Origin of the sequence: Kribbella rubisoli (assembly GCF_004217145.1) — a bacterium.
Lineage (GTDB): Bacteria > Actinomycetota > Actinomycetes > Propionibacteriales > Kribbellaceae > Kribbella > Kribbella rubisoli.
The window spans coordinates 105,688-129,492 of sequence record NZ_SHKR01000001.1 but is presented as its reverse complement, the minus strand read 5'-3'; the positions used below and the strand labels follow the sequence as shown (position 1 = coordinate 129,492).

The window sequence follows — 23,805 nt, the reverse complement described above, 5'->3', positions numbered from 1 at the left end:
CGAACTGTTAACGATTTACGCCTGGCCGCCCACCTAGGATCGAATCCATGGTCGAGCGGCTGGGTACATCGCAGTGGAGCGTCTCCGAGGCGCGCAGCATGGTCGCCCGGCTGCGGCACGTGGCCGGCGACGGCCCGGAGTACGACGGCATCGAGTTGTTCACCGCCCTGTGTTCGTACCTCGATCAGCTGCACGGGAAGTTCGGATTCGACTACGTCTTCACCGGAGCCGAGCGGCAGGCGCTGGCCGATGCGGTCCGGGAGGTCCGCGGGCCGAGCGGCGTAGGGGATCCGGAGAGCGACCGACTGGTCCAGCCGGTCAATGCGGCGGTCACGCTCGTCGAGGGACGGGAGCTGACGACGTGGATGGAGGAGCAGAGCGGGTGGCAGCAGGACCTCGGCAAGGCGCTGCGCGCGCTGTACACCTATCTAGACCAATTGTACGGCGGTCCGGGTGCCTTCAACGAGCTGCTGACCACCTTCGAACGCAGGCGGGTCGCAGCGCGGTAACGGCACCGGCCTGCTGGCGTGAGTGGTACCTCGCTGCCATTACGGTAGGCGCGTGAGTCTCTCGTCCTCCACGCGAACCCCTTCCCAAGGCGCCCGGGCAGCGGGCCGATCGGCGGGTGGTGGCCCGAACCGCCTCCCGAGCAGCCGGGAGCGGCGTCCGGCCCTGGCCGCGCTTGCGGTGATCCTGATCCTGCTCGGTGCCGCCGGTTCAGCGCTGATCGCGCTGAACAGCGGCAACCGCTCCGACTTCGTGGCGATCTCCGCCGACAGCCTGGCCCCCGGGCACAAGCTCGAGGCCAAGGACCTGTCCCGCGGCGACCTGGCCGGCGCGACCGGCGGCCTGATCCCGTGGTCCGAGGCGAGCAAGTACCTCGGCCGCTACACCACCACCTGGCTCTACAAGGACCAGTTCGTCACGCCCGAGAACTTCACCAAGGACGGGCAGCAGCCGATCCCGGCCGGCGCCGCGCTGGTCGGCATCAGCCTGGAGGCCGGGCGCGCACCGTCGGACGGGCTCGAGGTCGGTGACATCGTCTCGATCACCCGGGTCCCCACGGCCAACCAGGACGGCACGGCGGCGGTGACCCTGGTCAAGGCGGCCCAGGTGACCTCGAGCGCGGGCGCCATCACCGACTCGAAGACCAACGCGAACAGCTCGCTGAACGTGACCGTGCTGGTCCCTTCCGACCAGATCACCACGGTCGGCGCGGCCGCGGCGTCCAAGTCGCTGATGCTCGCGAAGCTGGCCCCGGGGACCAAGACCGACGTGGAGCGCAACGGCGGGGCGAACTGATGGCATTGGTGGCATTCGCGAGCGCGAAGGGTTCACCCGGAGTCACCACAGCAAGTCTGGTCATCGGTGCGCTCTGGCCGCGGCAGGTGCTGCTGGCCGAGTGCGACCCGGCCGGCAGCGACGTGGCGATCCGGATGACCGGACCGGGTGGTTCGGCGCTCAACTCCGACCGCGGCCTAGTCAGCCTGGCCGCTGCGAGCCGGAAGGGCCTGGGCGACGAGGTGATCCTCGCGCACAGCCAGCAGCTCGACGGCGGTCTCGACGTACTGCTCGGTGTGCGTTCGCCGGAGCAGGTCGGCGGTATGGGCGGTCTGTGGCATCCGCTGGGCATCTCGTTCAACCAGATGCAGAACAGCGACGTACTGGCGGACTGTGGGCGCATCGGTGCGTCCTCGCCGCAGCTGCCGGTCATCCAGTCCGCACGTCTCGTTGTCATGGTCTGTACGGCGACTGGCTCGTCGGTCGCGCATTTGCGCGAGCGGCTGTCCACACTGGTGCACCACGTCGACGCTCAGCTCGGCGTGATCGTGGTGGCGGACCCGAAGCGGCGCGACGGCGTGAAGCAGGTCTGGACCGTGCTGGACGCCATGTCCGTGCCGGTGCGGCACCGCTGGCACCTGGCGTACGACCCGGCCGGCGCGGCGTTCTTCGACGGGCGTGGCCACGGCCGTCTCGACAAGACTCCGCTGATCCGGACCGCGACCGACATCACCGCGGAGATGGCGTCGCTGGTGTCCGCACCGCCGCCGCAGGACTTCGACATGGCCAACGCGGCGTTCCCGCCGGGTGAGTATCAGTGATCGAGCGGAGCGAGATCACCATTCAGCACAGTGCGTCTCGTGTCTCATCGGCGCCCGGAGCGAAGCGAGGACGTCGATGAGCGCTGATCAGGAGCTGGTGCGCAAGCTGCGGGTGCAGGTTGCGGAGCGGCTGAACGAGCAGCGTCGCCGCGACCAGGTGAACGGCGTACCTCCGATGAGTGCGGAGGACGAGCGGGAGTACGCGCGGTCGCTGATCGTGCAGGTCCTCGAGGACCACGCGCGGTACGAGCTGGCCGAGGGCCGGACGCCGCCGACCCCGGACGACGACGCGCAGATCGCCGGCGCGATCCACTCCGCGCTGTTCGGCGTCGGCCGGCTGCAGCCGCTGATCGACGACCCCGAGGTCGAGAACATCGACATCAACGGCTGCGACCAGGTCTTCGTGCAGTACGGCGACGGCCGCGAGGAGACGCCCGGTCCGGTGGCCGAGAGCGACGACGAGCTGGTCGAGCTGATCCAGGTGCTGGCCGCGCACGCGGGTCTGACCAGCCGCCCGTTCGACTCGGCCAACCCGCAGCTGGACCTGCGCCTGCCGGACGGCTCCCGGTTGTCCGCGGTGATGGGCGTGACCTCGCGCCCCGCGGTGTCGATCCGGCGTGCCCGCCTCGGCAAGGTGTTCCTGCGCGACCTGGTGGCCAACGGGACCATCTCCGACGACATCGGCTCGTTCCTGCGGGCCGCGGTCGCGGCGCGGAAGAACATCATGATCGCGGGCGCGACGAACTCCGGGAAGACCACGCTGCTGCGCGCGCTGGCCAACGAGATCCAGCCGCACGAGCGCCTGATCACGGTCGAGCGCTCGCTCGAGCTCGGCCTGGGGGAGTTCAAGGACCTGCACCCGAACGTGGTCGCGTTCGAGGAACGGCTGCCGAACTCCGAGGGCGTCGGCGAGGTCACGATGGCCGATCTGGTCCGCCGATCGCTGCGCATGAACCCTTCGAGGGTCATCGTGGGTGAGGTGCTGGGCGATGAGATCGTGACGATGCTGAACGCGATGAGCCAGGGTAACGACGGCTCGCTGTCGACGATCCACTCGAACAGCTCGATGGAGGTGTTCAACCGGATCAGCACCTATGCGATCCAGGCGATGGAGCGGCTACCGATGGACGCCACCCAGATGCTGATCGCCGGCGCGCTCGACTTCGTCGTGTTCATCCGCAAGCACAACGACTACCAGCGCGGCGGCGGCCTGAGCCGGTACGTCGAGAGCATTCGCGAGGTGACCGGCTGGGACGGCCGCGTGCTGTCCGGCGAGGTGTTCGCGGCAGGACCGGACGGCCGCGCCGCGGCGCACGCGCCGATCGCCTGCATGGACGAGCTCGAGCACTTCGGGTACCAGCCCCTCGTCCACGGAACGTGGGCGTGAGGCGATGAACGACCGGACCTTGCTTGCGCTGCTGTGCGGTGCGGTGGTCGGCGGCGCGGCACTGCTGCTGATCGTCGCGATCCGCGGTACCGAGCCGAAGGACGAGACGCCGTCGCTGTTCCGCAACCGCAGCGCCGACAACCGCCGGAACCTGATCCGCCTCGGCGCCGGCATCGCGGTCGGCCTGGTGGTGCTGGTGGTGACCCGTTGGCTGGTGCTCGCCATCGCGCTCGGCCTCCTGGCCGGTATGGCGGACCGCTTCTTCGGCGGCACCGGTGAGGAACGTCGCGCGATCGACCGGCTGGACGCACTGGCCACCTGGACCGAAGCGCTGCGCGACACGATCGCCGGCGCGGTCGGTCTGGAACAGGCGATCCCGGCGACCGCGGTCAACGCGGCACCCGCGATCAAGCCCAGCCTGAACCTGCTCGTCGACCGGCTGCGCATCCGCGAACCGTTGCCTTCGGCCCTTATGCGGTTCGCCGACGACCTGAACGACCCGTCCGCCGACCTGATCGTCGCAGCCCTGGTGCTCAACGCCCGGCTGCGCGGACCCGGTCTGCGTGAGGTGCTGAGCGCGCTGGCGGACTCGGCGCGCGAGGAGCTCGACGTACGGCGGAAGGTCGCGGCGGAGCGGAGATCCACGCGGCGCAGCGTGCAGGTGGTCGTCGCGATCACGCTGATCATGGCCGCGGGCCTGGTGTTGTTCAACCCGACGTACATGGCGCCGTACCGGAGCTTCATCGGGCAGGCCGTGCTGACCATCGTGATCGGGCTGTACGCGCTCGGCCTGCTGTGGCTGCGACGCCTGGCGAAGATCGAGGTGCCGGAGCGGTTCCTGATCGGCATGAGCACCGACGGCCGGTTGAACCGACCGGGTAACGACCGGATGGAAACGGTGAGCGGATGACCTGGGCCTTCATCACCGGCGGCCTGGCGGGCCTCGGCGTGTACGTCGCGATCCGGATCTTCATCAAGCCGCGGACCAACGTGCTGTCGACGATCGCGCGGATCGACGCCGGGCGCGGCGGCTACACCAGCGGTGCGACGGCGAGTGCGGCCGGCGAGCGCGTGCTCGGCGGCGTCGACCGGGCCCGGGAGACGCTGGGCCGACGGCTCGAGGCCGAGGCGAACGCGCGCGGCTGGGCGTTCGGCAAGCTCCGCCGCGACCTCGCGGTGATGAACCAGCCGTTCGCCGCAATGCTTGCCACGAAGGTGTTCTTCGCCCTCGGCGCGCTGATCCTGATCCCGATCGTGCTGTTCCTGTTCTCCGCGATCGGGTTCGCCGCACCGGGCGCGGCGCCGGCGATCGTGACGCTCGCGTTCATGGCGCTGGCGTTCTTCCTGCCTGACCTGGCGTTGCGGCAGGAGGCGGAGAAGCGGCGGCGCGACTTCCGGCACGTGGTCGGCAGCTTCCTCGACCTGGTCGCGATGAACCTGGCCGGCGGCCGCGGTCTGCCCGAGGCGCTGATGACCGCGTCAACGATCGGCGAGCACTGGGCGATGGCGCGGATCCGTCAGGCGCTCGCGAACGCGCGACTGATCGGGATCACGCCGTGGGACGCGATGGCACTGCTCGGCGAGGACCTCGGTGTGGAGGAGCTGCGGGACCTTGCGTCGGCGCTCGCCCTGGCCGGTGACGAGGGCGCGAAGATCCGCTCGTCGCTGCTCGCGCGGGCGGCATCGCTGCGGCGTAAGGAGCTGGCGGACGTGGAAGGTAAGGCGGGTGAGCGCTCTCAGTCGATGCTGGTTGCGCAGCTGGTCATGATCTCGGCATTCTTCCTGTTCCTGGCTTTCCCGGCCGGCGTGGCCATCCTCGGAAGTTAGGGAAAACAGTGGCCAGGGCACGGGATCCGCAGGGCGGCGTAGCCCGTCGTACAGGGCATACTGAGGCCTGCTTCGGCCTCACGATCTGGAAGGCAATCGGATGACCTCGGAGTTGATGTTCTGGCGGACCATGGCCCGCTACGCGTTCGCACGGGCGCAGGCCCAGCGGGCCCGGGCGCGGCAGGGGCACACCGAGTTGGGCGCCTCCGCACTCGAGTGGGCGATCATCTCGGGCATCCTGGTCGTCGCCGCACTGGCGATCGGCGTCGTGGTGAAGCGCGTGATCAGCAAGCACACCGCCGATATCGACACGGGCAGCTGACGGTCGCAGCTATGCGTTCGGGCTGGAAGACGTTGCGGCGCAGGCGGTCGGAGCGAGGGGTCAGCACACTCGAGCTGGCCATCCTCGCACCGGCGATCCTGACGCTGATCTTCCTGTCCATCCAGACGGCCCTGTGGCTGTACGGGCGTTCCGTCGCGCTGAACGCCGCGGAAGAAGGCGTGTCCCGGCTCCGGCTGGTGCAGCCGACCGTCTACACCACGGCGGTGGGGGAGAAGGTCCGCTCGGACATCCAGTCGTACGCGGCGCAGCTCGGCGGCACGACGTTGCAGCACACCGACGTCCCGTTCCCGGCGTACAACAGCCCGGAAGGCACCGTCTCGTTCACCGTCACCGGGGACACCGTCTCGCTGGTCCCCGGCCTGAAGCTGAAGGTGAGCCGGACCGCCACCGGCCAGATCGAACAGTTCCAAGCCGACAAGTGAGAGCGTGAGGATGAAGCGGAAGCTGGGGATCCGTAGTCAGCGCGGCACCATGGCGCTGGAGATGGTCATCCTTGCGCCCGTGCTGCTCCTGCTGTTCATGTTCCTGCTGGCCTGCGGGCGGTACTTCCAGACGTCGTCGTTGCTGGAGAGCGCGGCCCGCGACGGCGCCCGCAGCGCGAGCCAGGCCCGGTCGTTGCCCGAGGCCCAGAGCCGTGTCGACCAGGCCGTGAGTACGACCATGAACCAGGCGATCAAGTCCTGCAAGACGACCGCGTCCGGCTCGATCACCACCGGGTTCGTTGCCGGTTCGCCGTTGTCGGTCGAAGTCACTTGCACGATCAACTACCGCGACCTCGGGCTGCTCGGCCTCGGCGGCGACACCACGATCACCAAGCGCTTCACCTCGTCCCTCGACCCGTACCGGGGGGTGCGCGGTGACGGCTCCTGACCACCACCAGCACGGCCGCCGGTCCCGGGTCGTCGAGTTCTTCCGGATTGATGCCCCCGGCAACCATCGGCTGTTCTCGCGGGGTGCGCTGAGTCCCGCGGTCGCGATCCTCGCGGTGATGATCTTCACCCTGGCCGGTCTGGTGATCGACGGCGGCCGGCAGCTCGGCGCCCGGTCGCGGGCGGTCGGGTACGCCCAGGAGGCGGCCCGTGTCGGCGCCGCCGCGATCCAGCTGAACGTCGCCGAGGCCAAGATCGACCCCGCCAAGGCGGCTGTCGCGATCGCCGGGTTCTGCGCGCAGGTGCGCACCAACGACCCGGCCGTGACCGCCTGCGGCCCGACCACGCTGACCGACAAAGAGGTCGACATCCAGGTCGACATCGCCAACAAGACCACGTTCCTGGGCCTGATCGGCAAGACCTCCCTGAAGGCCAGCGGCACCGGTCAGGCGCATGCCGAGCAAGGCATCGAGAAGGCCGACGACAGCCCGACGATCCCGCCGATCGTGGTGAACCCGACCACCGACGGCCCCGGCGCGCCCATCACCACCGCACGCCCGCCGACGATCGACCTGCCCTGCCCGACCTGGACCGTCGGCTCACCGACCCCGACCTGGACCCTCTCACCGTTCCCGTTCCCCGCCACCTGCTCGCCGAACGTCACGCCGCCGCCCGACACCAACTCCTCGCCGCCGCCGTCCGGCGATCCGTCCGGCCCGCCGTCCAGTTCGGAGCCGCCGTCGTCGACGAAGCCGCCCGGCGGCTAGAGATCAAAGGATTGCCTCCCGTGCGTAGGTTTGCCCTCCCGGCCGTCGTTCTGACCGCTGTCCTGCTGTTGAGTGCCTGCGGCAAGAACTCGAACGACGGCACCCTCCCGGTCCCGGCCGGCGGCTCGGACACGTCGACGTCCTCGGACACCCCGTCCACCGAGCCGACCACCAGCGCTCCCACCCAGCCGGCCACGACCGCCAAGCCCACCAAACCGGCCACGGCGCCCAAGGGCCAAATCATCATCGAAGCCGGGAACTTCGCCTCGAACCCCGCCGTCCAAGGCCTCGTGACCAGCTACCCGCTGTACTTCCAGGCCCTCGTGTCGAAAGACGACACGGTCCTGAAGAAGAAGTTCCCGTCGTTCTTCTACTCCGACGTTGCGCAGGGCATCTTCGACGCCCAGCGCAACGGCTGGATCATGAAGCCGCCGGGCAGCGTGGTCATCGTCGGCGCGAAGCGGACGGCCGACGGCACCGTCGCGGTGCAGACGTGCCGCTCGCAGACCACGCAGTACTGGGATCCGAAGGCGAAGAACTGGACCGTCGTGACGCCGAAGGGCTCGCCCGAGGTGATCGAGATGATCCTGACCGGGATCGGCTGGCTGCCGTACCGCCTGGCCACGACGACCGGGGTGAAGTGCACCGGAGTCCATTATCCGGCCTAGTCCGGAAGACGGAATTCGAGGTTGCGAAGAGGTGACGGGGCAGTGGGCAACGGGCATGATGCCCCTGGTCGAAGATAATCTGCCGGAAGACGAGTCCTGGGGAGTGAGGATGCACAACCGAGTCGGCCGCACACTGCTCGTCCTGAGCGCGGTACTCGCACTACTCACGGCAGGCCCTGTCTCCACCGCCTCCGCTGACACGATCCAGACCGGCACGTCGGTCTGCAGCATGTACGTCAACTCGGTTGGCTTCGGTGCGTACTGCAGCAACGGGCCGGCCCATACCGGTTCGAATTACCCGGCACCGCCCACGTGGCGGGAGCGGCTCAAGGGCAAGCCGTTCATCCCATGCCGCGACTTCACCATCCCGGACGGCATCCGACTCCCCAAGGCGCCGGACGGCAAGAAGTGGGTGATGCGGATCACAATCACCGACTACAACCTCGACACGTACGACGGTGGTGACAACGCCCACCTGGAGCGCGCCTATGTCCCGGTGGGTCCGGTGGAAGAGGCGCAATGCCCGTTCCCGAACTACATGGAGCCGTTCTGGTATCCGTTCAAGAGCAACTATCCGCCGCCGGCCCTGGTCGTCATGCCGACGTTCACGCCCCGCGTCAACGTGCCTGCATTCTTCTCCCTGACCGCGGAGAGTTCAAAGGCGGAGGCCGACCAAAATAACCCGGGCAGGCTCAGCGGATACATCGACCCGGAGCACAACCTGACAATGCGCGGCCGGGTCGCCGCGATGACGGTCGATCCCGGCGACGGCACCAAGCCGTTCAAGTGCCTGATGGGTGTGACGACGGAAGACGACCCGGACGGGTACGACGAGACCCAGGACCCGTTCCACCAGATCAACACATGCAAGCACGTCTACGAGCGATCCAGCGCGACTCAGCCGGACAAGATGTACACGGTGAAGCTCACCATCACGTGGGAGGTTTTCTACTGGGTCGGTAAGGCTAGCGGCTGGCACTTGATCGGCGCAGCGAACGTGACCGCAGTACAACGGCTTCCTGTACAGGAAGCGCAGGCCATTGGTGGTTGATGGTGGGGGTATGGAGGAGCGATGGTAAGGACGAATGAGCCGGTGCGTGCGGCGCGGTTGCCGCAGCGGCGGGCGGGGAGTCCGGGCGCGGACCGGTTGAAGGGGTTCGTCGCGCTGCTCGCGATCCTCGCGATCGTCGGCGGTGTGCCGTACATCTTGCTGCGGTTCTTCGGGACTCCGTGGCCGGACAAGATGCCGACCAGCAGCATGCTGTTCGACGAGCTGAGCATCCGGACCGTCCTCGGCATCATCGCGTTCTTCATCTGGGTCGCGTGGCTGCACTTCGTCGTCTGCCTGATCGCGGAAGCGGTCGCCGAGATCCGCGGGCACGGGTTGTCGCCGCGGATCCCGTTCGGCGGCGGTTCGCAGACGATCGCCCGCCGGCTGATCGGCACCGTCGTACTGATCGCCGCCGGCGCGGGCGTCAGCCTGCCGGTCGCGAGCGCGGTCACCACGGCCGGCCCGGCCGCTCCGACGTCGGTGTCGGCACGGCACGGTGGTGACCAGTCCGCGACGTCGCAGTTCCGTCAGACCGAGGCCGCCAGCAAGATCCTCGCGGGCAATCAGAAGACGACGACCGGCGTACGGACGAACCACGACCACCAGGGTCAGGTCATCAAGTACACCGAGGTCCGTCCGCCGCAGGGGCGCAACTACGACTGCCTGTGGGACATCGCGGAGCGGTATCTGGGCGAGGGCCGCCGGTACAAGGAGATCTACGACCTCAACAAGAACAAGCTCCAGCCCGACGGCCGCCGGCTGACCAACCCGGATCTGATCATGCCGGGCTGGCAGGTGCGCCTGCCGAGCGACGCCAAGGGCCCGGGTGTGCACACGGTGCGCGTCAGCATCGACGACCGAACCGGCAAGACCACTGTCAGCACGAAGACCACCACCGAGACCCGGACGTCCGCCAAGCCCACGGTCAAGCCGACCACAAAGGCCGAGACCAAGACCGAGACGAAGACCGGCGGCAAGCACGAGTCCGGTACTCCGACGCGGTACTCCGAGCAGGGCATCGAGCCGGGCTCGTCGATCGTCATCGGCACGAGCCAGAGCGACCCGGGCGCGAAGAACGTGAAGCCGGGGGAGCCGCGCGTCAGTGTCGAGCCGCACGTTCCGGGGACCGGCCAATCCGAGCACGGCGAGCCCGCCGGTGGCGGCATCCAGGTTCCCGAGGCGACTCCGGTCGCGACCGACGACGGCGGGATCAACCTGCAGCAGGCCGGTATCTACGGCTTCGGTGCGGCGCTGCTCGCAGCCGGTCTGGCGCTGGCACTGAAGCGGCGCCGCGGCTGGGCGCAGGGTCCGGGTCCGAAGGCTGCCGGTCACCGGCAGACCGAGGTCGGCCTGCGGCTCGCGTCGGACGTGCCGACCGCGCAGTTCGTCGACAACGCGCTGCGCAAGCTCGGCGCGGACATGACGCAGTCGGAGCGGTCGATGCCGAAGGTGGTCGCCGCGCTGGTGACCGACCGGGCGCTGACGCTGGTGCTCGACCCGTACGAGGCTCAGCCCGAGCCGCCCGGTCCGTGGCAGGCGATTGCCGAAGGCACCCGGTGGACGCTGCGCCGGGCGTACGGTCCGAGCGGCGAGGTGAACGCGCCCGCGCCGTACCCGACGCTGGTCACGGTCGGCCAGAACGCCGACGGCGCCACGGTGCTGATCGACCTCGACACCGCGAACGGGATCGTCTCGTTCGGCGGCGTGACCAACGCGTCCCGCGACGTGGTCGGTTCGCTCGCCGTCGAGCTCGCGACCAACCTGTGGTCCGAGGGCGCGCACATCAGCATGGTCGGATTCGGCGACGACCTGTCGTCGCTGGCGCCGTCGCGGCTGAGCTACTGGATCCGTCTCGACGACGCGATGGGCGAGGTTGCCCGGCGTACCGAGGCACAGGTGCAGGCATGCCAGCGGCGCAACGTCGACTCGGTCGCGGATGCCCGGATGACGCACCCGGACGCGGCGTTGTGGGGTTCGGAGATCATCTTCGTGTCCGCGCCGCCGTCGCCGGAGGAGCAGGACCAGCTGAACCGGCTGGCCGCGGACGCCCAGCGCAGCATCGCGGTCGTCGTGGTCGGCGACGTGATCAACTCGCCGTGGCGGTTCGTCGTGGACGAGAAGAACCAGGCCGTCTGCCGGCTGCTCGGCCTCGAGGTCGACGCGCACAGCGTCAACCCGGAGCAGTTCGCCGACCTGGTTGCGCTGTTCGACGCGGCCGAGGTGGATGCACGCGACAAGCGGCGCGCGGAGCAGGACATGCCGGCGTACGAGTTCTCGACGACCGATCTCAGCCAGCCGGCTCCGGTCGAGGTCGACCTGCTCGGTCCGGTAGAGGTCGACGCCCGCGGTGTCATCGACGAGGGCCGGGTCTCGCTGTCGACGGAGATCATCGCGTTCCTCGCGAGCCAGGACTACGGCGTACACCCGAACGTGCTCGCTGGTGCGATCTGGCCGCGCGGCATCAGCGAGGAGCTGCGGGACGCCGCGCTGGAGCACACCCGCCGCTGGGTCGGGGTGGACGCGATGTACGCCGACGAGTCCGGCCGCTGGATGCTCAACCGCAGCGTGGTCCGGGTCGACTGGGACGTGTTCCGGACCCTGGCGAAGCAGGCGACGATGGTGGACGACCCGCGTGGTCCGCTGTCGACGGCGCTCAGCCTGGTCCACGGTCCCGCCTGGTCGAACCTGCCCGGCGGCCGCTACTCGTGGCTCGCCGCGTCCGGCATCGAGCGCCGGATGGCCGAGGCCGTCGTCGACGCAGCCCTGCGGCTCGCCGAGGCGTCCCTCAGCCACAACGACGGCAACCTCGCCCGCACCGCCCTCCAGACCGGCCTGAGCTTCTCCCCGGCCTCAGAGGAACTCTGGCGAGCCACGCTCCGCCTGGCATCCCACTTCGGTACGACGGCCGACGTCACCAACGTCGCCGCCCAGCTGTACGCCGCCCTCACCAAACACGGCGCCCCCCGCGGCCCGGAAGCCGAAACCGACGCCCTCGTCGACGAACTCCTCCCCGGCTACCACCGCCCCGCCCAGGTCGCCTGACCGACCCCGCAAGAACCGCCCCGCACCTTCCAGGTACAGGGCGGTTCGGCATGTCCGTCTGAGCGGCCCGAACACGAGGGGATATCCACTCGCGTTGGGGGTTCTCCGCTGGTGTGCGAGCGGAGAACCCCCAACTTCAGGGGATATCCGCCCTGAGTCGGTGGGTGCCGGTGGTCAGAGGGGGTTGGCGGACCAGGTGTCGCAGGCGGTCATGTCGCCGGAGTCCATACCTTTCTGGAACCACTTCATGCGTTGGGCGGCGGTGCCGTGGCTGAAGGATTCGGGGGTGACCTGGCCCTGGGTCTTCTGCTGGATGCGGTCGTCGCCGACGGAGGCGGCGGCGTCGAGGCCGCGGACGATGTCGTCGTCGGAGAGTTCGGTGATGAGCGGCTGGCCGCTCTTGTTGGGGACCGTGGTGGCGTGGTTGGTCCAGATGCCGGCCAGGCAGTCGGCCTGCAACTCGGAGCGGACCGAGTCCGAGGACGGGCCGTTGCGGGTCTTGATCCGGTCGAGGATGCCGTACAGGTTCTGGATGTGGTGCCCGTACTCGTGCGCGATGACGTACGCCTCGGCGAACTCGCCGCCGCGGGCGCCGAGGTCGGTCTGCAGCGTCTCGAAGAAGCCGAGGTCCAGGTACACACGCATGTCCGGCGGGCAATAGAACGGGCCGACGGCGCTGGTGGCCGGGCCGCAGCCGGTGTTGACCGAGCCGTCGAAGACGCGCATCGGCGCCCGGGTGTACTTCTTGCCGCGCCGGGGGAGCTCCGCGGCCCAGAAGCTCTCGATCGAGTTCTGGTAGAAGACGAACCGGCAGTTCGAGTTCGCCTGCAGGTCCGTGCCCTTCTTGCAGGAACTCAGGTTGCCGGTCGCCGTGTTCTGCGTGACCGGTTCGTCGGCGCTGCCACCTCCGCCTGGCAGGCCGCCGGTCAGCAGCAGGATCACGACCAGCAGGATGATGCCGCCGATGCCGCCACCGACCGGGATCATCCCGCCGGGCAGGCCGCCACCGCGCCCGCCGCCGCTACCGCGGGTGTCCTCGACACCGCTGGTGTCGAGATCCGCATCCGGATTGAATTTCATGCCACTTACACTAGAGCAGCAAACTCTGCTGAAGCTCTAGCGTAAGGACGCCTGCGAACCCCGATGATCACTGTCTCCAATCTCGAGGTTCGCGTCGGTGCCCGGCAGTTACTGGCGCCTGCTTCCTTCCGGGTCGGTCCCGGCGACAAGGTCGGGCTGGTCGGCCGCAACGGCGCCGGCAAGACGACCCTGACCAAGATCCTGGCCGGTGAGGGCCTGCCGGCCAGCGGTTCGGTGACCAAGTCTGGCGAGATCGGATATCTGCCGCAGGACCCGCGCACCGGCGACCTCGAAGTACTGGCCCGCGACCGGATCCTGTCCGCGCGCGGCCTCGACGACGTCGTACGCCGTCTGCGCAGCGCCGAGAAGTCGATGGCCAGCGCCGACGAGAAGACCCGCTCCAAGGGCATGCGCCGGTACGAGCGCGCCGAGGCCGACCTGCACGCCGCTGGCGGGTACGCCGCGGAGTCCGAGGCGGCCCGGATCGCGGCCAACCTCGGCCTCCCGGACCGTGTCCTCGGCCAGCCGCTGGCCACCCTGTCCGGCGGTCAGCGCCGCCGCGTGGAGCTGGCCCGGATCCTGTTCGCGCAGGCCGAGACGCTGCTGCTCGACGAGCCGACCAACCACCTGGACGCCGACTCGATCGTCTGGCTGCGCGACTTCCTCAAGTCGTACGCCGGTGGCGTGATCATGATCAGCCACGACGTGAACCTGCTCGAGGAGACCGTCACCCGCGTCTTCCACCTGGACGCGAACCGGGCCGAGATCGACGTCTACAACGTCGGCTGGAAGGCGTACCTGAACCAGCGCGAGACCGACGAACGACGCCGCAAGCGCGAGCGGGCGAACACGGAGAAGAAGGCCACTCAGCTGGTCGACCAGGCGAACAAGATGCGCGCCAAGGCGACCAAGGCGGCCGCCGCCCAGCAGATGCTGCGCCGCGCCGAGCGGATGATGTCGTCGCTCGAGGACGAGCGTCAGGCAGACCGCGTCGCGAAGATCTCGTTCCCGACGCCTGCCCCGTGCGGGAAGACGCCGCTGATGGCCCGCGAGCTGTCCAAGTCGTACGGCTCGCTGGAGATCTTCACCGACGTCGACCTGGCGATCGACAAGGGCTCGCGCGTCGTCGTACTCGGGCTGAACGGCGCCGGCAAGACCACCCTGCTGCGGATCCTCGGCGGCATCGAGAAGGCTGACACCGGCGAGATCATCGACGGCCACGGCCTCAAGCTCGGGTACTACGCGCAGGAGCACGAGACGCTCGACGTCAACCGGACCGTGCTGGAGAACATGAAGTCGGCCGCCCCGGACCTGAACGAAACGCAGGCCCGCAGCGTGCTCGGCTCGTTCCTGTTCACCGGAGACGACTCGGACAAGCCGGCCAGCGTGCTCTCCGGCGGCGAGAAGACCCGGCTCGCCCTGGCGACTCTGGTCGTCTCGGCGGCGAACGTACTGCTTCTCGACGAGCCGACCAACAACCTGGACCCGGCCTCCCGGGCCGAGGTGCTGAACGCGATCCGCTCGTACACCGGCGCGATCGTCCTCGTCACCCACGACGAGGGCGCGGTCGAGGCCCTCGAGCCGGAGCGCGTCGTACTGCTTCCGGACGGTGTCGAGGACCTCTGGTCGAACGACTACGCCGACCTGGTCTCGCTCGCCTGATTACTCCGGAGTAATATCCGGTGCCATGACGGATCTCGGACTGCGGTTCTCGGTGGACGGCCCTGTTGCGCGCGTGGTGCTGGACCGGCCGGAGGTGCGCAACGCGCAGACCCCGGCGATGTGGAGTGCCTTGGCCGACTTCGGTACGTCGTTGCCGCCCGAGGTCCGCGTCGTCGTCGTGTCGGGGGAGGGGCCATCGTTCTCGGCCGGCCTCGACCGACGTCTGATGGTTGGCGATCCCGTCGACGGCCAGGAGCCGCTCCTGACGCTGGGTGCGAAGCCGGAGCCCGAGCTGCTGGAGCTGATCGCCGCGTTCCAGGCTGGGTTCTCCTGGCTGCGACGCCCGGAGATCATCAGCATCGCGGCGGTCCAGGGTCACGCGGTCGGCGCCGGGTTCCAGCTGGCGCTGGCCTGCGACTTGCGAGTGGTGACCCCGGACGCCCGCTTCAGCATGCGCGAGCCGGCTCTCGGCCTGGTCCCGGACCTGGGCGGCACCCAGCCGCTGGTTCAGCTCGTCGGCTACTCGCGGGCGCTCGAGCTGTGCGCGACAAGCCGCTGGGTCGAGGCGGCCGAGGCCAAGGAGATCGGTCTGGCCAACATCGTCGTACCGGCCGATGAGCTGGCGGCGACGGTGAAGGACCTGACCGATGCGCTGCTCGGCCCGCTGCCGGGTGCGATCCGCGAGACCAAGGCCTTGCTGCTCGGTGCCGCGGACCGCACCTACACCGAGCAGCTCGAGGCCGAGCGTCAGGCCCAGTCCCGGCGCCTGAAGGAACTGATCGCCGCTCTCGGTTAGTGCCAGTTGCTGACGAGTACGTCGTTCGGCGCGGGCTCGCCCTTGCCGGTCTCGACGTACTGCTTGAGGCTCATCAGGAACGTGGCCCACTTGGTGCTGCAGTGGTACATGAACTCGACCGGCTCGCGCCAGCCCTCCTGCTTGAAGAGCACGATCGTGTACTCGTCGGTCTGGGAGAGCTCGAAGCTGACGTGGGTGCCGATCCATTCGTCGGGTCCACCAACGACCTCCCAGCGGACAAGCTTGCCGGGCGTGGTTTCGAGGACCTTCATGTCGAAGCCGTCCCCGCCGGCCGTGGCGAAGCGGAATGCGATGACGCCGTCGACATCGCCGGTCGTGTCCTCGGTCCACCAGCCGGCCAGGCCGTCGATGGTGGTGAGTGCCGCGTAGACGTCGTTCGGGGATGCGATGATTCCGACGCGATGCAAGATGTCGTACATGGTTGTGCCTCTCAGTTGTTGTCTCGGGTGTTGTCTCGGGTCTTCTGGATCGTTTCGGCGATCCGCTTGATGCGCTGCAGCCGCCGGTCCCAGGCGTCGGTGACGTCGGTCAGCTGGTTGATCGCGCGGGCGAGCTGCGATTCGTCGACGGTGTAGCGACGTTCGCGTCCGGACGGTGCGGAGTGCACCAGCCCGGCCCGGTCGAGTACGGCGAGGTGCTTGGCGACCGCCTGGCGGGTGACGGGCAGCTGGTCGCTGAGGCTGGTCGACGTACCGCCGCCGTCGGCGAGCAGCAGGTCGAGCATCCGTCGCCGGGTGGGGTCACCGATCGCCGACCAGAGCTCGTCGTCGATCACGGCCGGTTCGCCAGCCCCTCGGCGTACGGCGTGATGCGCGGGATGAAGTAGTCCCAGCCGCTGGTGTGGTCCGCGAGCAGCTCGTCGGACTTGGCGGCCTCGTCGAACCCGGTCTCGGCGAACCGGAGCAGCGTGCCGCCGTCGCTCGGGATCAGGTCGAAGGTGACCAGCACCGAGTTCTCCGCGGTGGCGGGCTCGTCGGTGTAGGCCCAGCGGAACGAGAAGCGCCGCGGCGGGTCCGCCTCGACGACCGTCAGCGGCTCGACCATGTTGCCGTGGTCCTGCCGGAAGGTGATCGTGCCGGTCGCGCCGGGCTTCGGGTCGAGGTCGACCTCGTCCGGCCACCACTCGCGCAGGTGCTCCGGCGAGCTGACCACCTCGTAGACCACCTCCGGGGTAGCCTCCACCCGAATCTCCCGCTCGATGCTCCTGGTCATTACCCTCATCCTTTCGCAACCTTTTGTTGCACATGACTGTAGACGACGACGGCTCGGATGCGCAACCAAAAGTTGCGGGAAGTCTCGAGCGGCGTGAGGTGTTAGAAGATCTATCGAAGGGGAGGGGACTGAATGTCGTCACCGATGATGCGGCCCGGCATGGGCGCGATGGGCTGGCGGCGGCAGGACGCGTCCGTCGCCGGGCAGAAGCTGGCGAAGGGCACGCTGCCGCGGATCGCGCGGTTCGCGAGGCCGTTCCGCTGGCACATCGCGGCGTTCCTGCTGCTGGTGATCGTGTCCGCGGTGCTGGTGATCGCGTCGCCGCTGCTGTTCAAGAAGATCGTCGACGACGGGATCTCGAAGGGCAACGCCGGACTGGTGACGGCGCTGGCCCTGGTGGTCGCCGTACTCGCGGTCTTCGAGGCTTTGCTCGGTCTGATCCAGCGCTGGTTCTCGGCGCGGATCGGGGAGGGGCTGATCTTCGACCTGCGGACCAAGGTGTTCTCGCACGTCCAGCGGATGCCGGTCGCGTTCTTCACCCGGACGCAGACCGGCGCGCTCGTGTCGCGCCTCAACAACGACGTGATCGGCGCCCAGCAGGCCTTCACCTCCACGCTGTCCGGCGTGGTGTCGAACGTGATCAGCCTGATCCTGGTGGTCGGCGCGATGCTCGCGCTGAGCTGGCAGCTGACCGTGGTCGCGATCCTGATGCTGCCGATCTTCCTCATCCCGGCGCGCGTCCTCGGTCGTCGCCTAGCCGCGATGACGCGCGAGCAGATGAACCTGAACGCCGAGATGTCCAGCGCGATGACCGAGCGGTTCAGCGTCGGCGGCGCGCTGCTCGTCACGCTGTTCGGCAAGCCGCAGCTGGAGACCGCGGACTTCGGCGAGCGCGCCGGCCGCGTCCGCGACCTGGGCATCCGGATCGCGATGCTCGGCCGGGTGTTCTTCACGGCGCTGACCTTGGTCGCCGCGCTGGCGACGGCCTTGGTGTACGGCGTGGGCGGCAACCTCGCCGTACGGCAGACCCTGACCATCGGGACACTGCTCGCACTCGTCGCCCTGCTCGGCCGGCTCTATGGCCCGCTGACTGCGCTGTCCAACATCCGCGTCGACGTCATGACCGCGCTGATCTCCTTTGAGCGGGTCTTCGAGGTGCTCGATCTGGAGCCGATGATCAAGGACGCGCCGGACGCTGAGGATCTGCCTGACGATGCAGCGAGCGTGGAGTTCGAGCATGTCGCGTTTGCCTACCCGACCGCCGAGCAGGTCTCACTGGCGAGCCTCGAGGCCGTCGCCGTACTGGACAAGCGCGTGTCGGCTCAGGTCCTCGAAGACGTCAGCTTCGTGATTCAGCCCGGCCAGATGGTCGCGCTGGTAGGGCCGTCCGGCGCCGGCAAGACCACCATCACCAATCTGGTGGCCCGCTTGTACGACGTGACCGGGGGAGCGGTGCGTATCGGCGGTCAGGATGTTCGAGACGTCACCCTGCAGTCCTTGCACGACACGATCGGGTACGTCACGCAGGACGCGCACATGTTCCACGACACGATCCGCGCCAATCTGCTGTACGCCAAGCCGGACGCGACCGAGGACGAGATGGTCGCCGCGCTGACCGCGGCCCAGATCTGGGACCTCGTCTCCGGCCTGCCGGACGGTCTCGACACGGTCGTGGGCGATCGTGGTCACCGGCTGTCCGGTGGCGAGCGGCAACGACTGGCGATCGCCAGGTTGTTGCTGAAGGCCCCGAAGATCGTCGTACTCGACGAGGCGACCGCGCACCTGGACTCCGAGTCCGAGGTCGCCGTTCAGCGGGCGCTCGACACGGCACTGGAAGGGCGTACGTCGCTGGTCATCGCGCACCGGCTGTCGACCGTACGGGACGCCGACCTGATCCTGGTCGTTGACCACGGCAACATCGTCGAGCGCGGCACGCACGAGCAGCTGCTCGCGGCGGGCGGCGAGTACGCTGATCTGTACCACACGCAGTTCACAGAATCTGGTACGGCGGCAGGTGTCTGATGATCAAGTTGGCGCTCGTTCTCGCAGCGGGGTACGCGGGCTTCAAGGTCGCGTACCACTCCGAGGACGGCCGCCACTACGGCCGCACGGGTGAGCGTGCGGTCAGGACGACGCTGTCATTGCTGATCGCGTGTCTCGCCGGCGGCGTCACCTACGCGGCCCTGCTGTCGCACTGAGGCTGCCTTCTGCGCGTCGTGCTCGAGCAGATGCAGCACGGGTACGCCGAGATGCCGGCGCGCCGACGTGGTCCAGTCCAGGTGGAAGAACTCGGCCACGATGTGCGGGCGGGTCAGGATGATGACCTCCTGCCCCTGGGCTTGCTTCACGGTGGCGACGAGGGCGTCGATCGGCCGCTCGTGCGAGATTCCGCCTTCGGCGTGCTGCCCGAGGTCGCGGAGCCGCTGCACGCTGCGTCCGCTGCAGCCCTTGGCCTCGGTGTCGATCGCCTTCTGTGCCTCGGCGAGGTCGTCACGCTGACCGGCGAGTCCCGGCCCGTAGAGGTCCGCCGTACCGAGTGCGCTGATCGAGGCCTCGACGCCCGCTTCGGCGTTGTGGCATGGCACGAGCACGTGGTACGTGACCGGCTCCGGCATGTCGTTGTGCAGTTCGACGACGCGTTTCGCGTCGGGCTCGGACAGTTCCTGTTCGACGAGCAGTACGACGTCGTACATCGCGTAAACCTCCGATGCTTACCAGTCGGTATACCCCCATAGTGCCCCGAACCGGTCCGAAAGTATTCAACTGGATCGTTGCAGTCTCCGGCGTCCGTAGGTCCTGAGCGCGCGGAGCAGATCTACCTCGCGGAAAGCCGGCCAGTACAGGTCGCAGAACTCGATCTCGGAGCGAGTTGCCTGCCACAGCAGGAAGTCCGACATGCGCAGCTCGCCGCTCGTCCGGATCACCAGGTCGGTGTCCGGCAGGCCCGGCACGTAGAGATGCCGGCTGATCTCCTCCTCGGTGAGCTCGTCGGCGACCTGGGCGAGTGATCGCCCGTCGGCCGCCGCGGAGTCGAGCACGGAACGGACGGCGTCGACGACCTCGAGCCTGCCGCTGTAGGCGATCGCGATGGTCAGGTCGCCCGCATCGGAGCGGTCCCGCGTTGCCTCGACAGCTTCCTTCAGCGCGCGAGCCGTTGAGTCAGGCAACAAATCCAGCTGGCCCGCGACGTGCAGCCGCCAGCGGTGGTCGCGTCGCACGTGGTCGGCCAGCACGGTCTCGGTCAGGTTCATCAGGTAATCGACCTGATCCGCGTCGCGTTTGCGCAGGTTGCTCGGCGACGCCACCCATGCGGTCACGCAGCGGATCCCGGCGTCGGCGCACCAGTTCAGGAAGAACTCGAGGTGTTCGGCGCCGAAGCGGTGACCGATGCGTACGTCGTCGTACCCCTCGCCGCGAGCCCAGCGGCGGTTGCCGTCCATCGCGATCGCGACGTGCTGCGGCATCGGCAGCCCTTTGAGCTGGCGCCGGAGCAGGCCTGTGTAGAGGCGGTAGAGGGGTTTCATCGTTGGGCGCTGGAAAGCACGTCGGCCAGGTCGAACTTCACCGGCTCCTCCAACTGCTCGTACGTGCAGGACTCCGGCGTACGGTCCGGGCGCCAGCGGACGAACTGGGCGGTGTGGCGGAAGCGGATGCCTTCCATGTGGTCGTACCGAACCTCGACGACGAGCTCGGGCCGCAAGGGCACGAAGGACAGGTCCTTGCCGGCCTGCCAGCGGCTGCCTTCGGCGTTGCGCGGCGTACGGACGCCTTCCTCCTGCTTGGCCCAGGCCCACGGGTGCTCGTCGAAGGTCGTGACGAGCGGCTGCATCTCCTGGAACAGCTCCTTGCGTCGCTCGAGCGGGAACGCGCCGATCACGCCGACGCTCGCGAGCGTGCCGTCCTCGTTGTACAGCCCGAGCAGGAGTGAGCCGATCCGGTCCTCGCCGCTCTTGTGCACGCGGTACCCGGCGACGACGCAGTCCGCCGTCCGCTCCGGCTTGATCTTGAACATCGTCCGCTTGTCCGGGATGTAGGTGCCGTCGAGGGGCTTCGCGATCAGTCCGTCCAGGCCGGCACCCTCGAACTGCTCGAACCACTGCGCCGCGATCTCGTGGTCGGCCGTCGCCGGGGTGACGTGGATCGGCGCCTTCACGCCGGCGAGCGCGTCGATCAGCGCCGTACGACGCTCGGCGAACGGTCGCTCCATGTAGTCGTCGTCACCGAGTGCGAGCAGATCGAACGCGACGAACCGGGCCGGGGTCTTCTCGGACAGCATGTTCACGCGGCTCGCGGCCGGGTGGATGCGCTGCTGCAGCACCTCGAAGTCGAGCCGGTCGCCGGACTCGCCGATCACGATGATCTCGCCGTCGATCGCGCAGCGCTCGGGCAGATTCGCCTTCACCGCCTCGACCAGCTCGGGGAAGTACCGCGTCATCGGCTTCTCGTTCCGGCTGCCGATCTCCACCTCGTCGCCGTCGCGGAAGATGATGGAGCGGAACCCGTCCCACTTGGGCTCGTAGCTCATCTCGCCGCGCGGGATCTCCTTCACCGGCTTGGCGAGCATCGGTTTGACCGGCGGCATGACAGGCAGTCGCATTCCTGCATTCTGTCCCACCGCACCGACACTCACCAGCAACGCCGCTGGTGGACAGTGAACCTGGCTCACCCGGACAATGCGTTGTATGACGTCGGTACCGGTGGAGGGGACGCGTCCGTCGGACGCGGAGCGCGACCGCGCCCTCGCCGTACTGCGCGACGGCGCCGGCTCGGGCCGACTGTCCCACGACACTTTCATCCGCCGGATGAACTTCGTACTCCGCGCCCAGAGCCGCGGTGAACTCGCCGACGCAGTCCGAGACCTCCCATCCACCGAACCCCGCCGCGGCTGGATCAAGAACCTCCGCACCCGCCTGCCACGTCTGAAGGTGGAGAGGCCAGCACCCCCGGACGCTCGAACGGGAGCCCATCCACTCGACCCCGCGCAGCGCCCCGCAAGCGCCCACGCTCCTGCTCGTCGCCCTGCGACGGCGCACGATCCGGCGCGCGGCCCAGGAACCGCGGATGGCTCCGCGCGCGGCGCGGGAACCGCGGATGGCTCTGTGCACGCCGCGGGAACTGCGTACGGACCCGCCGGCTCGCCCGGATCCGCTGCCTACCCGGAGCGCGTGGCTCGGCCCACCCCGTCGCGCGGTGCGCGGTTCGACCCCGTCGGGTTGCTCGCCGCGTGGCTCGATGCGCTTCCGCGTTTCAGCTTGGTGCGGGCGCAAACCGCCGTACCGCTTCCTGGTCTTGCCTTGCCGGCGCCTGGTTCGCCGACCGTGCGGATCGGGCGCGGTGCCGGTGCGACGCTGCGGATGGCCGACGAGTCCGTGTCGCGGCATCACGCCGAGCTCCGGCACGTCGACGAGGGCTGGATGCTCCGCGACCTCGGCTCGATGAACGGCACCACCGTCAACGATCTCCGCATCACCACCACCGTCCGCGTGCGGCCGGGGGACCGGGTCAGCTTCGGCGCGGTCGCGTACGTCCTCACCTGGACCGACTGAGGACTTGCATCCGGTACTTGGGTACAGGTTTACCGTCGATCTCATGGACGATCTGACGTGGGTCCCGGACGCCTGCACCCTCCCGACGGCGGAGCGCCCGTTCCGGATGGCGGAGTTCGACCAACTGTTCGCCGTACACCTCCGCGGCGCTGATCGCGTCGATGCACAGACCCTCGACGTCACGCTTACACCCGACTCGCGCGAAGTGGTGGAGGACCTGACCGCGCGCGAGACCGAGTGCTGCTCGTTCTTCACCTTCACCTTGAGCTCGAACGCCGACGAACTCCGCCTGCGGATCACGGTCCCGCCGGCGCGGACCGACGTACTCGACGGCCTGAGTGACCGTCTATGAGATCGAGCGAGCTCGCCGCCGCGGCCGGCGTCAACCTGCAAACCCTGCGGTACTACGAACGCCGCGGCCTCCTCGCTGAACCGGCGCGAAGCCTCGGCGGCCATCGCATCTACCCATCGGAAGCCGTCACGACGCTGCGCGTGATCAAGGCGGCCCAGCGCCTCGGATTCACGCTCACCGAGGTTTCCGAACTGCTGGACATCGCCCGCCACCGACACGCCCGTGGCGAAGGAGCCGGGCTGCAGGCCCGCACCCGCGAGAAACTAGCGGACGTGGAAGCCAAGATCGCCGACCTGACGGTCATCGCCGAAACCCTCCGCGCCGGCATCGCGGCCGGCTGCGACGACCTCCAAACCTGCGCCGGCGACCCTGACTGCCCCCTCCCGTTCGCCGACCTCGGCACCACCCGCCGGACTCACGACCCGCGGCGTGTCCCCGCCTCCCGACCCGAACCGGCGCCGGGCGGCCGCGCGTGACAGTGCTGCGCTCCGTCCTGCTCTTCGTCCTAGCCGCGATCGCCGAGATCGGTGGCGCCTGGCTCATCTGGCAAGGCTGGCGCGAACACCGCGGCCTCCTCTGGATTGCCGGCGGAATAGTTGCCCTAGGCGCCTACGGCTTCGTAGCCACCTTCCAGCCCGACCCCAACTTCGGCCGCATCCTCGCAGCCTACGGAGGCATCTTCGTAGCCGGCTCCCTGACCTGGGGAGTCCTGGTCGATCGTTTCAAACCCGACCGCTACGACGTGTTAGGCGCGGCGATCTGCCTCCTGGGCGTAGCAGTCATCATGTACGCCCCACGCAACAGCTAGCACACAGGTCCGATCGGCCCCTAGCACAGCGGGTCAGACGCGAGGTGGTCGCTCCGCTGGTAGAGATCCTGCAAAGGGTTGTTGACCTGGGGAGTCTTGGTCAGGTGATCAGGTCTAACCTGTCGGCCAAGGTCATGATCAACCGAGACATCAGAGCCCGCATCGGCTTGCGATGATCGTCGTACGGATCCGGGTCCCGGGGGAGTGTCGTGGGGGTTGATGTGATTTTGATGGCCCAATCGTTCGAATCTTCTGGGGTCCTGACATGCAGG

The 23,805-nt window shown here is 68.6% G+C and carries 28 protein-coding genes; 21 read left to right on the top strand and 7 right to left on the bottom strand.

What is annotated here, in order from left to right:
- The first annotated feature begins 47 nt into the window (after positions 1-47).
- The 13 genes from EV645_RS00630 (at position 48) to EV645_RS00570 (ending at position 12,056) form a co-directional block, all read left to right on the top strand.
- Entirely contained in the window at positions 48-509 is a 462-nt protein-coding gene (locus EV645_RS00630; RefSeq protein ID WP_130438591.1) for a hypothetical protein, read from the top strand.
- Positions 510-561: 52 nt separating this feature from the next.
- Entirely contained in the window at positions 562-1,302 is a 741-nt protein-coding gene (locus tag EV645_RS00625) for a hypothetical protein (protein WP_130438589.1), read from the top strand.
- Positions 1,302-2,102 (top strand): CpaE/TadZ family protein, encoded by an 801-nt coding sequence (locus EV645_RS00620; RefSeq protein ID WP_130438586.1) that lies wholly within the window; start codon positions 1,302-1,304, stop codon positions 2,100-2,102. Before EV645_RS00625 ends, EV645_RS00620 begins: the two co-directional genes overlap by 1 nt.
- A 76-nt stretch (positions 2,103-2,178) precedes the next feature.
- Positions 2,179-3,489, top strand: a complete 1,311-nt coding sequence (locus tag EV645_RS00615) for a TadA family conjugal transfer-associated ATPase (protein ID WP_130438584.1) — start codon at positions 2,179-2,181, stop codon at positions 3,487-3,489.
- Between the two features lie 4 nt (positions 3,490-3,493).
- Complete coding sequence (locus EV645_RS00610) at positions 3,494-4,399, top strand: type II secretion system F family protein (protein ID WP_130438582.1); 906 nt, start codon at positions 3,494-3,496, stop codon at positions 4,397-4,399.
- Positions 4,396-5,316: a type II secretion system F family protein gene (locus EV645_RS00605; RefSeq protein ID WP_130438580.1), complete on the top strand. Its 921-nt coding sequence runs from the start codon at positions 4,396-4,398 to the stop codon at positions 5,314-5,316. Before EV645_RS00610 ends, EV645_RS00605 begins: the two co-directional genes overlap by 4 nt.
- Positions 5,317-5,416: 100 nt before the next feature.
- Positions 5,417-5,638 carry a hypothetical protein gene (locus EV645_RS00600; protein WP_130438578.1) on the top strand — a complete coding sequence of 74 codons (222 nt, stop codon included), beginning with the start codon at positions 5,417-5,419 and terminating at the stop codon, positions 5,636-5,638.
- Positions 5,639-5,649: 11 nt separating this feature from the next.
- Positions 5,650-6,081 carry a TadE/TadG family type IV pilus assembly protein gene (locus EV645_RS00595; protein WP_242000118.1) on the top strand — a complete coding sequence of 144 codons (432 nt, stop codon included), beginning with the start codon at positions 5,650-5,652 and terminating at the stop codon, positions 6,079-6,081.
- A gap of 10 nt (positions 6,082-6,091) precedes the next feature.
- Positions 6,092-6,529, top strand: a complete 438-nt coding sequence (locus EV645_RS00590; protein ID WP_130438576.1) for a TadE/TadG family type IV pilus assembly protein — start codon at positions 6,092-6,094, stop codon at positions 6,527-6,529.
- Complete coding sequence (locus EV645_RS00585) at positions 6,516-7,295, top strand: TadE/TadG family type IV pilus assembly protein (RefSeq protein ID WP_198681392.1); 780 nt, start codon at positions 6,516-6,518, stop codon at positions 7,293-7,295. The genes EV645_RS00590 and EV645_RS00585 overlap by 14 nt, the downstream gene beginning before the upstream one ends.
- Positions 7,296-7,315: 20 nt before the next feature.
- On the top strand, positions 7,316-7,963 hold the full coding sequence (locus EV645_RS00580; RefSeq protein WP_242000117.1) for a hypothetical protein: 648 nt from the start codon (positions 7,316-7,318) through the stop codon (positions 7,961-7,963).
- A gap of 109 nt (positions 7,964-8,072) precedes the next feature.
- Complete coding sequence (locus EV645_RS00575; protein ID WP_130438574.1) at positions 8,073-9,014, top strand: hypothetical protein; 942 nt, start codon at positions 8,073-8,075, stop codon at positions 9,012-9,014.
- A gap of 21 nt (positions 9,015-9,035) precedes the next feature.
- Positions 9,036-12,056 carry an AfsR/SARP family transcriptional regulator gene (locus EV645_RS00570; RefSeq protein WP_130438572.1) on the top strand — a complete coding sequence of 1,007 codons (3,021 nt, stop codon included), beginning with the start codon at positions 9,036-9,038 and terminating at the stop codon, positions 12,054-12,056.
- 174 nt (positions 12,057-12,230) lie between these two features.
- Here the strand turns inward: EV645_RS00570 and ypfJ are convergent, their stop codons facing one another.
- Positions 12,231-13,136 (bottom strand): KPN_02809 family neutral zinc metallopeptidase, encoded by a 906-nt coding sequence (gene ypfJ / locus EV645_RS00565; RefSeq protein ID WP_130438570.1) that lies wholly within the window; start codon positions 13,134-13,136, stop codon positions 12,231-12,233.
- Positions 13,137-13,199: 63 nt separating this feature from the next.
- Here ypfJ and EV645_RS00560 point away from each other — a divergent pair, with 63 nt between their 5' ends.
- Both EV645_RS00560 and EV645_RS00555 read left to right on the top strand, forming a co-directional pair.
- On the top strand, positions 13,200-14,798 hold the full coding sequence (locus EV645_RS00560; RefSeq protein ID WP_130438568.1) for an ABC-F family ATP-binding cassette domain-containing protein: 1,599 nt from the start codon (positions 13,200-13,202) through the stop codon (positions 14,796-14,798).
- Positions 14,799-14,823: 25 nt separating this feature from the next.
- Positions 14,824-15,594: an enoyl-CoA hydratase/isomerase family protein gene (locus EV645_RS00555; RefSeq protein ID WP_130438566.1), complete on the top strand. Its 771-nt coding sequence runs from the start codon at positions 14,824-14,826 to the stop codon at positions 15,592-15,594.
- Here the strand turns inward: EV645_RS00555 and EV645_RS00550 are convergent.
- The 3 genes from EV645_RS00550 to EV645_RS42080 are packed head-to-tail and all read right to left on the bottom strand — an operon-like array spanning position 15,591 to position 16,827.
- The gene (locus tag EV645_RS00550; protein ID WP_130438564.1) at positions 15,591-16,034 is read right to left on the bottom strand and encodes an SRPBCC family protein; all 444 of its coding nucleotides are present in this window, start codon (positions 16,032-16,034) and stop codon (positions 15,591-15,593) included. The genes EV645_RS00555 and EV645_RS00550 overlap by 4 nt on opposite strands.
- Positions 16,035-16,045: 11 nt before the next feature.
- Positions 16,046-16,390 (bottom strand): ArsR/SmtB family transcription factor, encoded by a 345-nt coding sequence (locus tag EV645_RS42085; protein ID WP_242000116.1) that lies wholly within the window; start codon positions 16,388-16,390, stop codon positions 16,046-16,048.
- Positions 16,387-16,827 carry an SRPBCC family protein gene (locus EV645_RS42080; protein ID WP_242000115.1) on the bottom strand — a complete coding sequence of 147 codons (441 nt, stop codon included), beginning with the start codon at positions 16,825-16,827 and terminating at the stop codon, positions 16,387-16,389. The genes EV645_RS42085 and EV645_RS42080 overlap by 4 nt, the downstream gene beginning before the upstream one ends.
- Before the next feature lie 132 nt (positions 16,828-16,959).
- Between EV645_RS42080 and EV645_RS00540 the strand changes: the two genes are divergently transcribed.
- Both EV645_RS00540 and EV645_RS41750 read left to right on the top strand, forming a co-directional pair.
- Positions 16,960-18,849: an ABC transporter ATP-binding protein gene (locus EV645_RS00540; protein WP_130438560.1), complete on the top strand. Its 1,890-nt coding sequence runs from the start codon at positions 16,960-16,962 to the stop codon at positions 18,847-18,849.
- Positions 18,849-19,025, top strand: a complete 177-nt coding sequence (locus tag EV645_RS41750; RefSeq protein ID WP_157996977.1) for a hypothetical protein — start codon at positions 18,849-18,851, stop codon at positions 19,023-19,025. The genes EV645_RS00540 and EV645_RS41750 overlap by 1 nt, the downstream gene beginning before the upstream one ends.
- Here EV645_RS41750 and EV645_RS00535 read toward each other — a convergent pair.
- The 3 genes from EV645_RS00535 to EV645_RS00525 all read right to left on the bottom strand — a co-directional run bounded on the left by EV645_RS00535 (position 18,966) and on the right by EV645_RS00525 (position 21,424).
- Positions 18,966-19,520, bottom strand: a complete 555-nt coding sequence (locus tag EV645_RS00535) for a hypothetical protein (protein WP_242000114.1) — start codon at positions 19,518-19,520, stop codon at positions 18,966-18,968. The two genes, EV645_RS41750 and EV645_RS00535, sit on opposite strands and share 60 nt — an antisense overlap.
- A 66-nt stretch (positions 19,521-19,586) precedes the next feature.
- Positions 19,587-20,351 carry a polyprenyl diphosphate synthase gene (gene uppS / locus EV645_RS00530; RefSeq protein WP_130438559.1) on the bottom strand — a complete coding sequence of 255 codons (765 nt, stop codon included), beginning with the start codon at positions 20,349-20,351 and terminating at the stop codon, positions 19,587-19,589.
- Positions 20,348-21,424 carry an ATP-dependent DNA ligase gene (locus EV645_RS00525; RefSeq protein WP_130438557.1) on the bottom strand — a complete coding sequence of 359 codons (1,077 nt, stop codon included), beginning with the start codon at positions 21,422-21,424 and terminating at the stop codon, positions 20,348-20,350. The genes uppS and EV645_RS00525 overlap by 4 nt, the downstream gene beginning before the upstream one ends.
- An 85-nt stretch (positions 21,425-21,509) precedes the next feature.
- Here EV645_RS00525 and EV645_RS42535 point away from each other — a divergent pair, with 85 nt between their 5' ends.
- From EV645_RS42535 to EV645_RS00500, 4 genes are read left to right on the top strand one after another with little or no spacing between them, the layout of a single operon-like run.
- Positions 21,510-22,373 (top strand): DUF1707 and FHA domain-containing protein, encoded by an 864-nt coding sequence (locus EV645_RS42535; protein ID WP_242000113.1) that lies wholly within the window; start codon positions 21,510-21,512, stop codon positions 22,371-22,373.
- 43 nt (positions 22,374-22,416) lie between these two features.
- Positions 22,417-22,725 (top strand): hypothetical protein, encoded by a 309-nt coding sequence (locus EV645_RS00510; RefSeq protein WP_130438555.1) that lies wholly within the window; start codon positions 22,417-22,419, stop codon positions 22,723-22,725.
- Entirely contained in the window at positions 22,722-23,201 is a 480-nt protein-coding gene (locus EV645_RS00505; RefSeq protein WP_130438553.1) for a MerR family transcriptional regulator, read from the top strand. The genes EV645_RS00510 and EV645_RS00505 overlap by 4 nt, the downstream gene beginning before the upstream one ends.
- The gene (locus tag EV645_RS00500; RefSeq protein ID WP_130438551.1) at positions 23,198-23,533 is read left to right on the top strand and encodes a YnfA family protein; all 336 of its coding nucleotides are present in this window, start codon (positions 23,198-23,200) and stop codon (positions 23,531-23,533) included. The genes EV645_RS00505 and EV645_RS00500 overlap by 4 nt, the downstream gene beginning before the upstream one ends.
- The last annotated feature ends 272 nt before the right edge of the window (positions 23,534-23,805 follow it).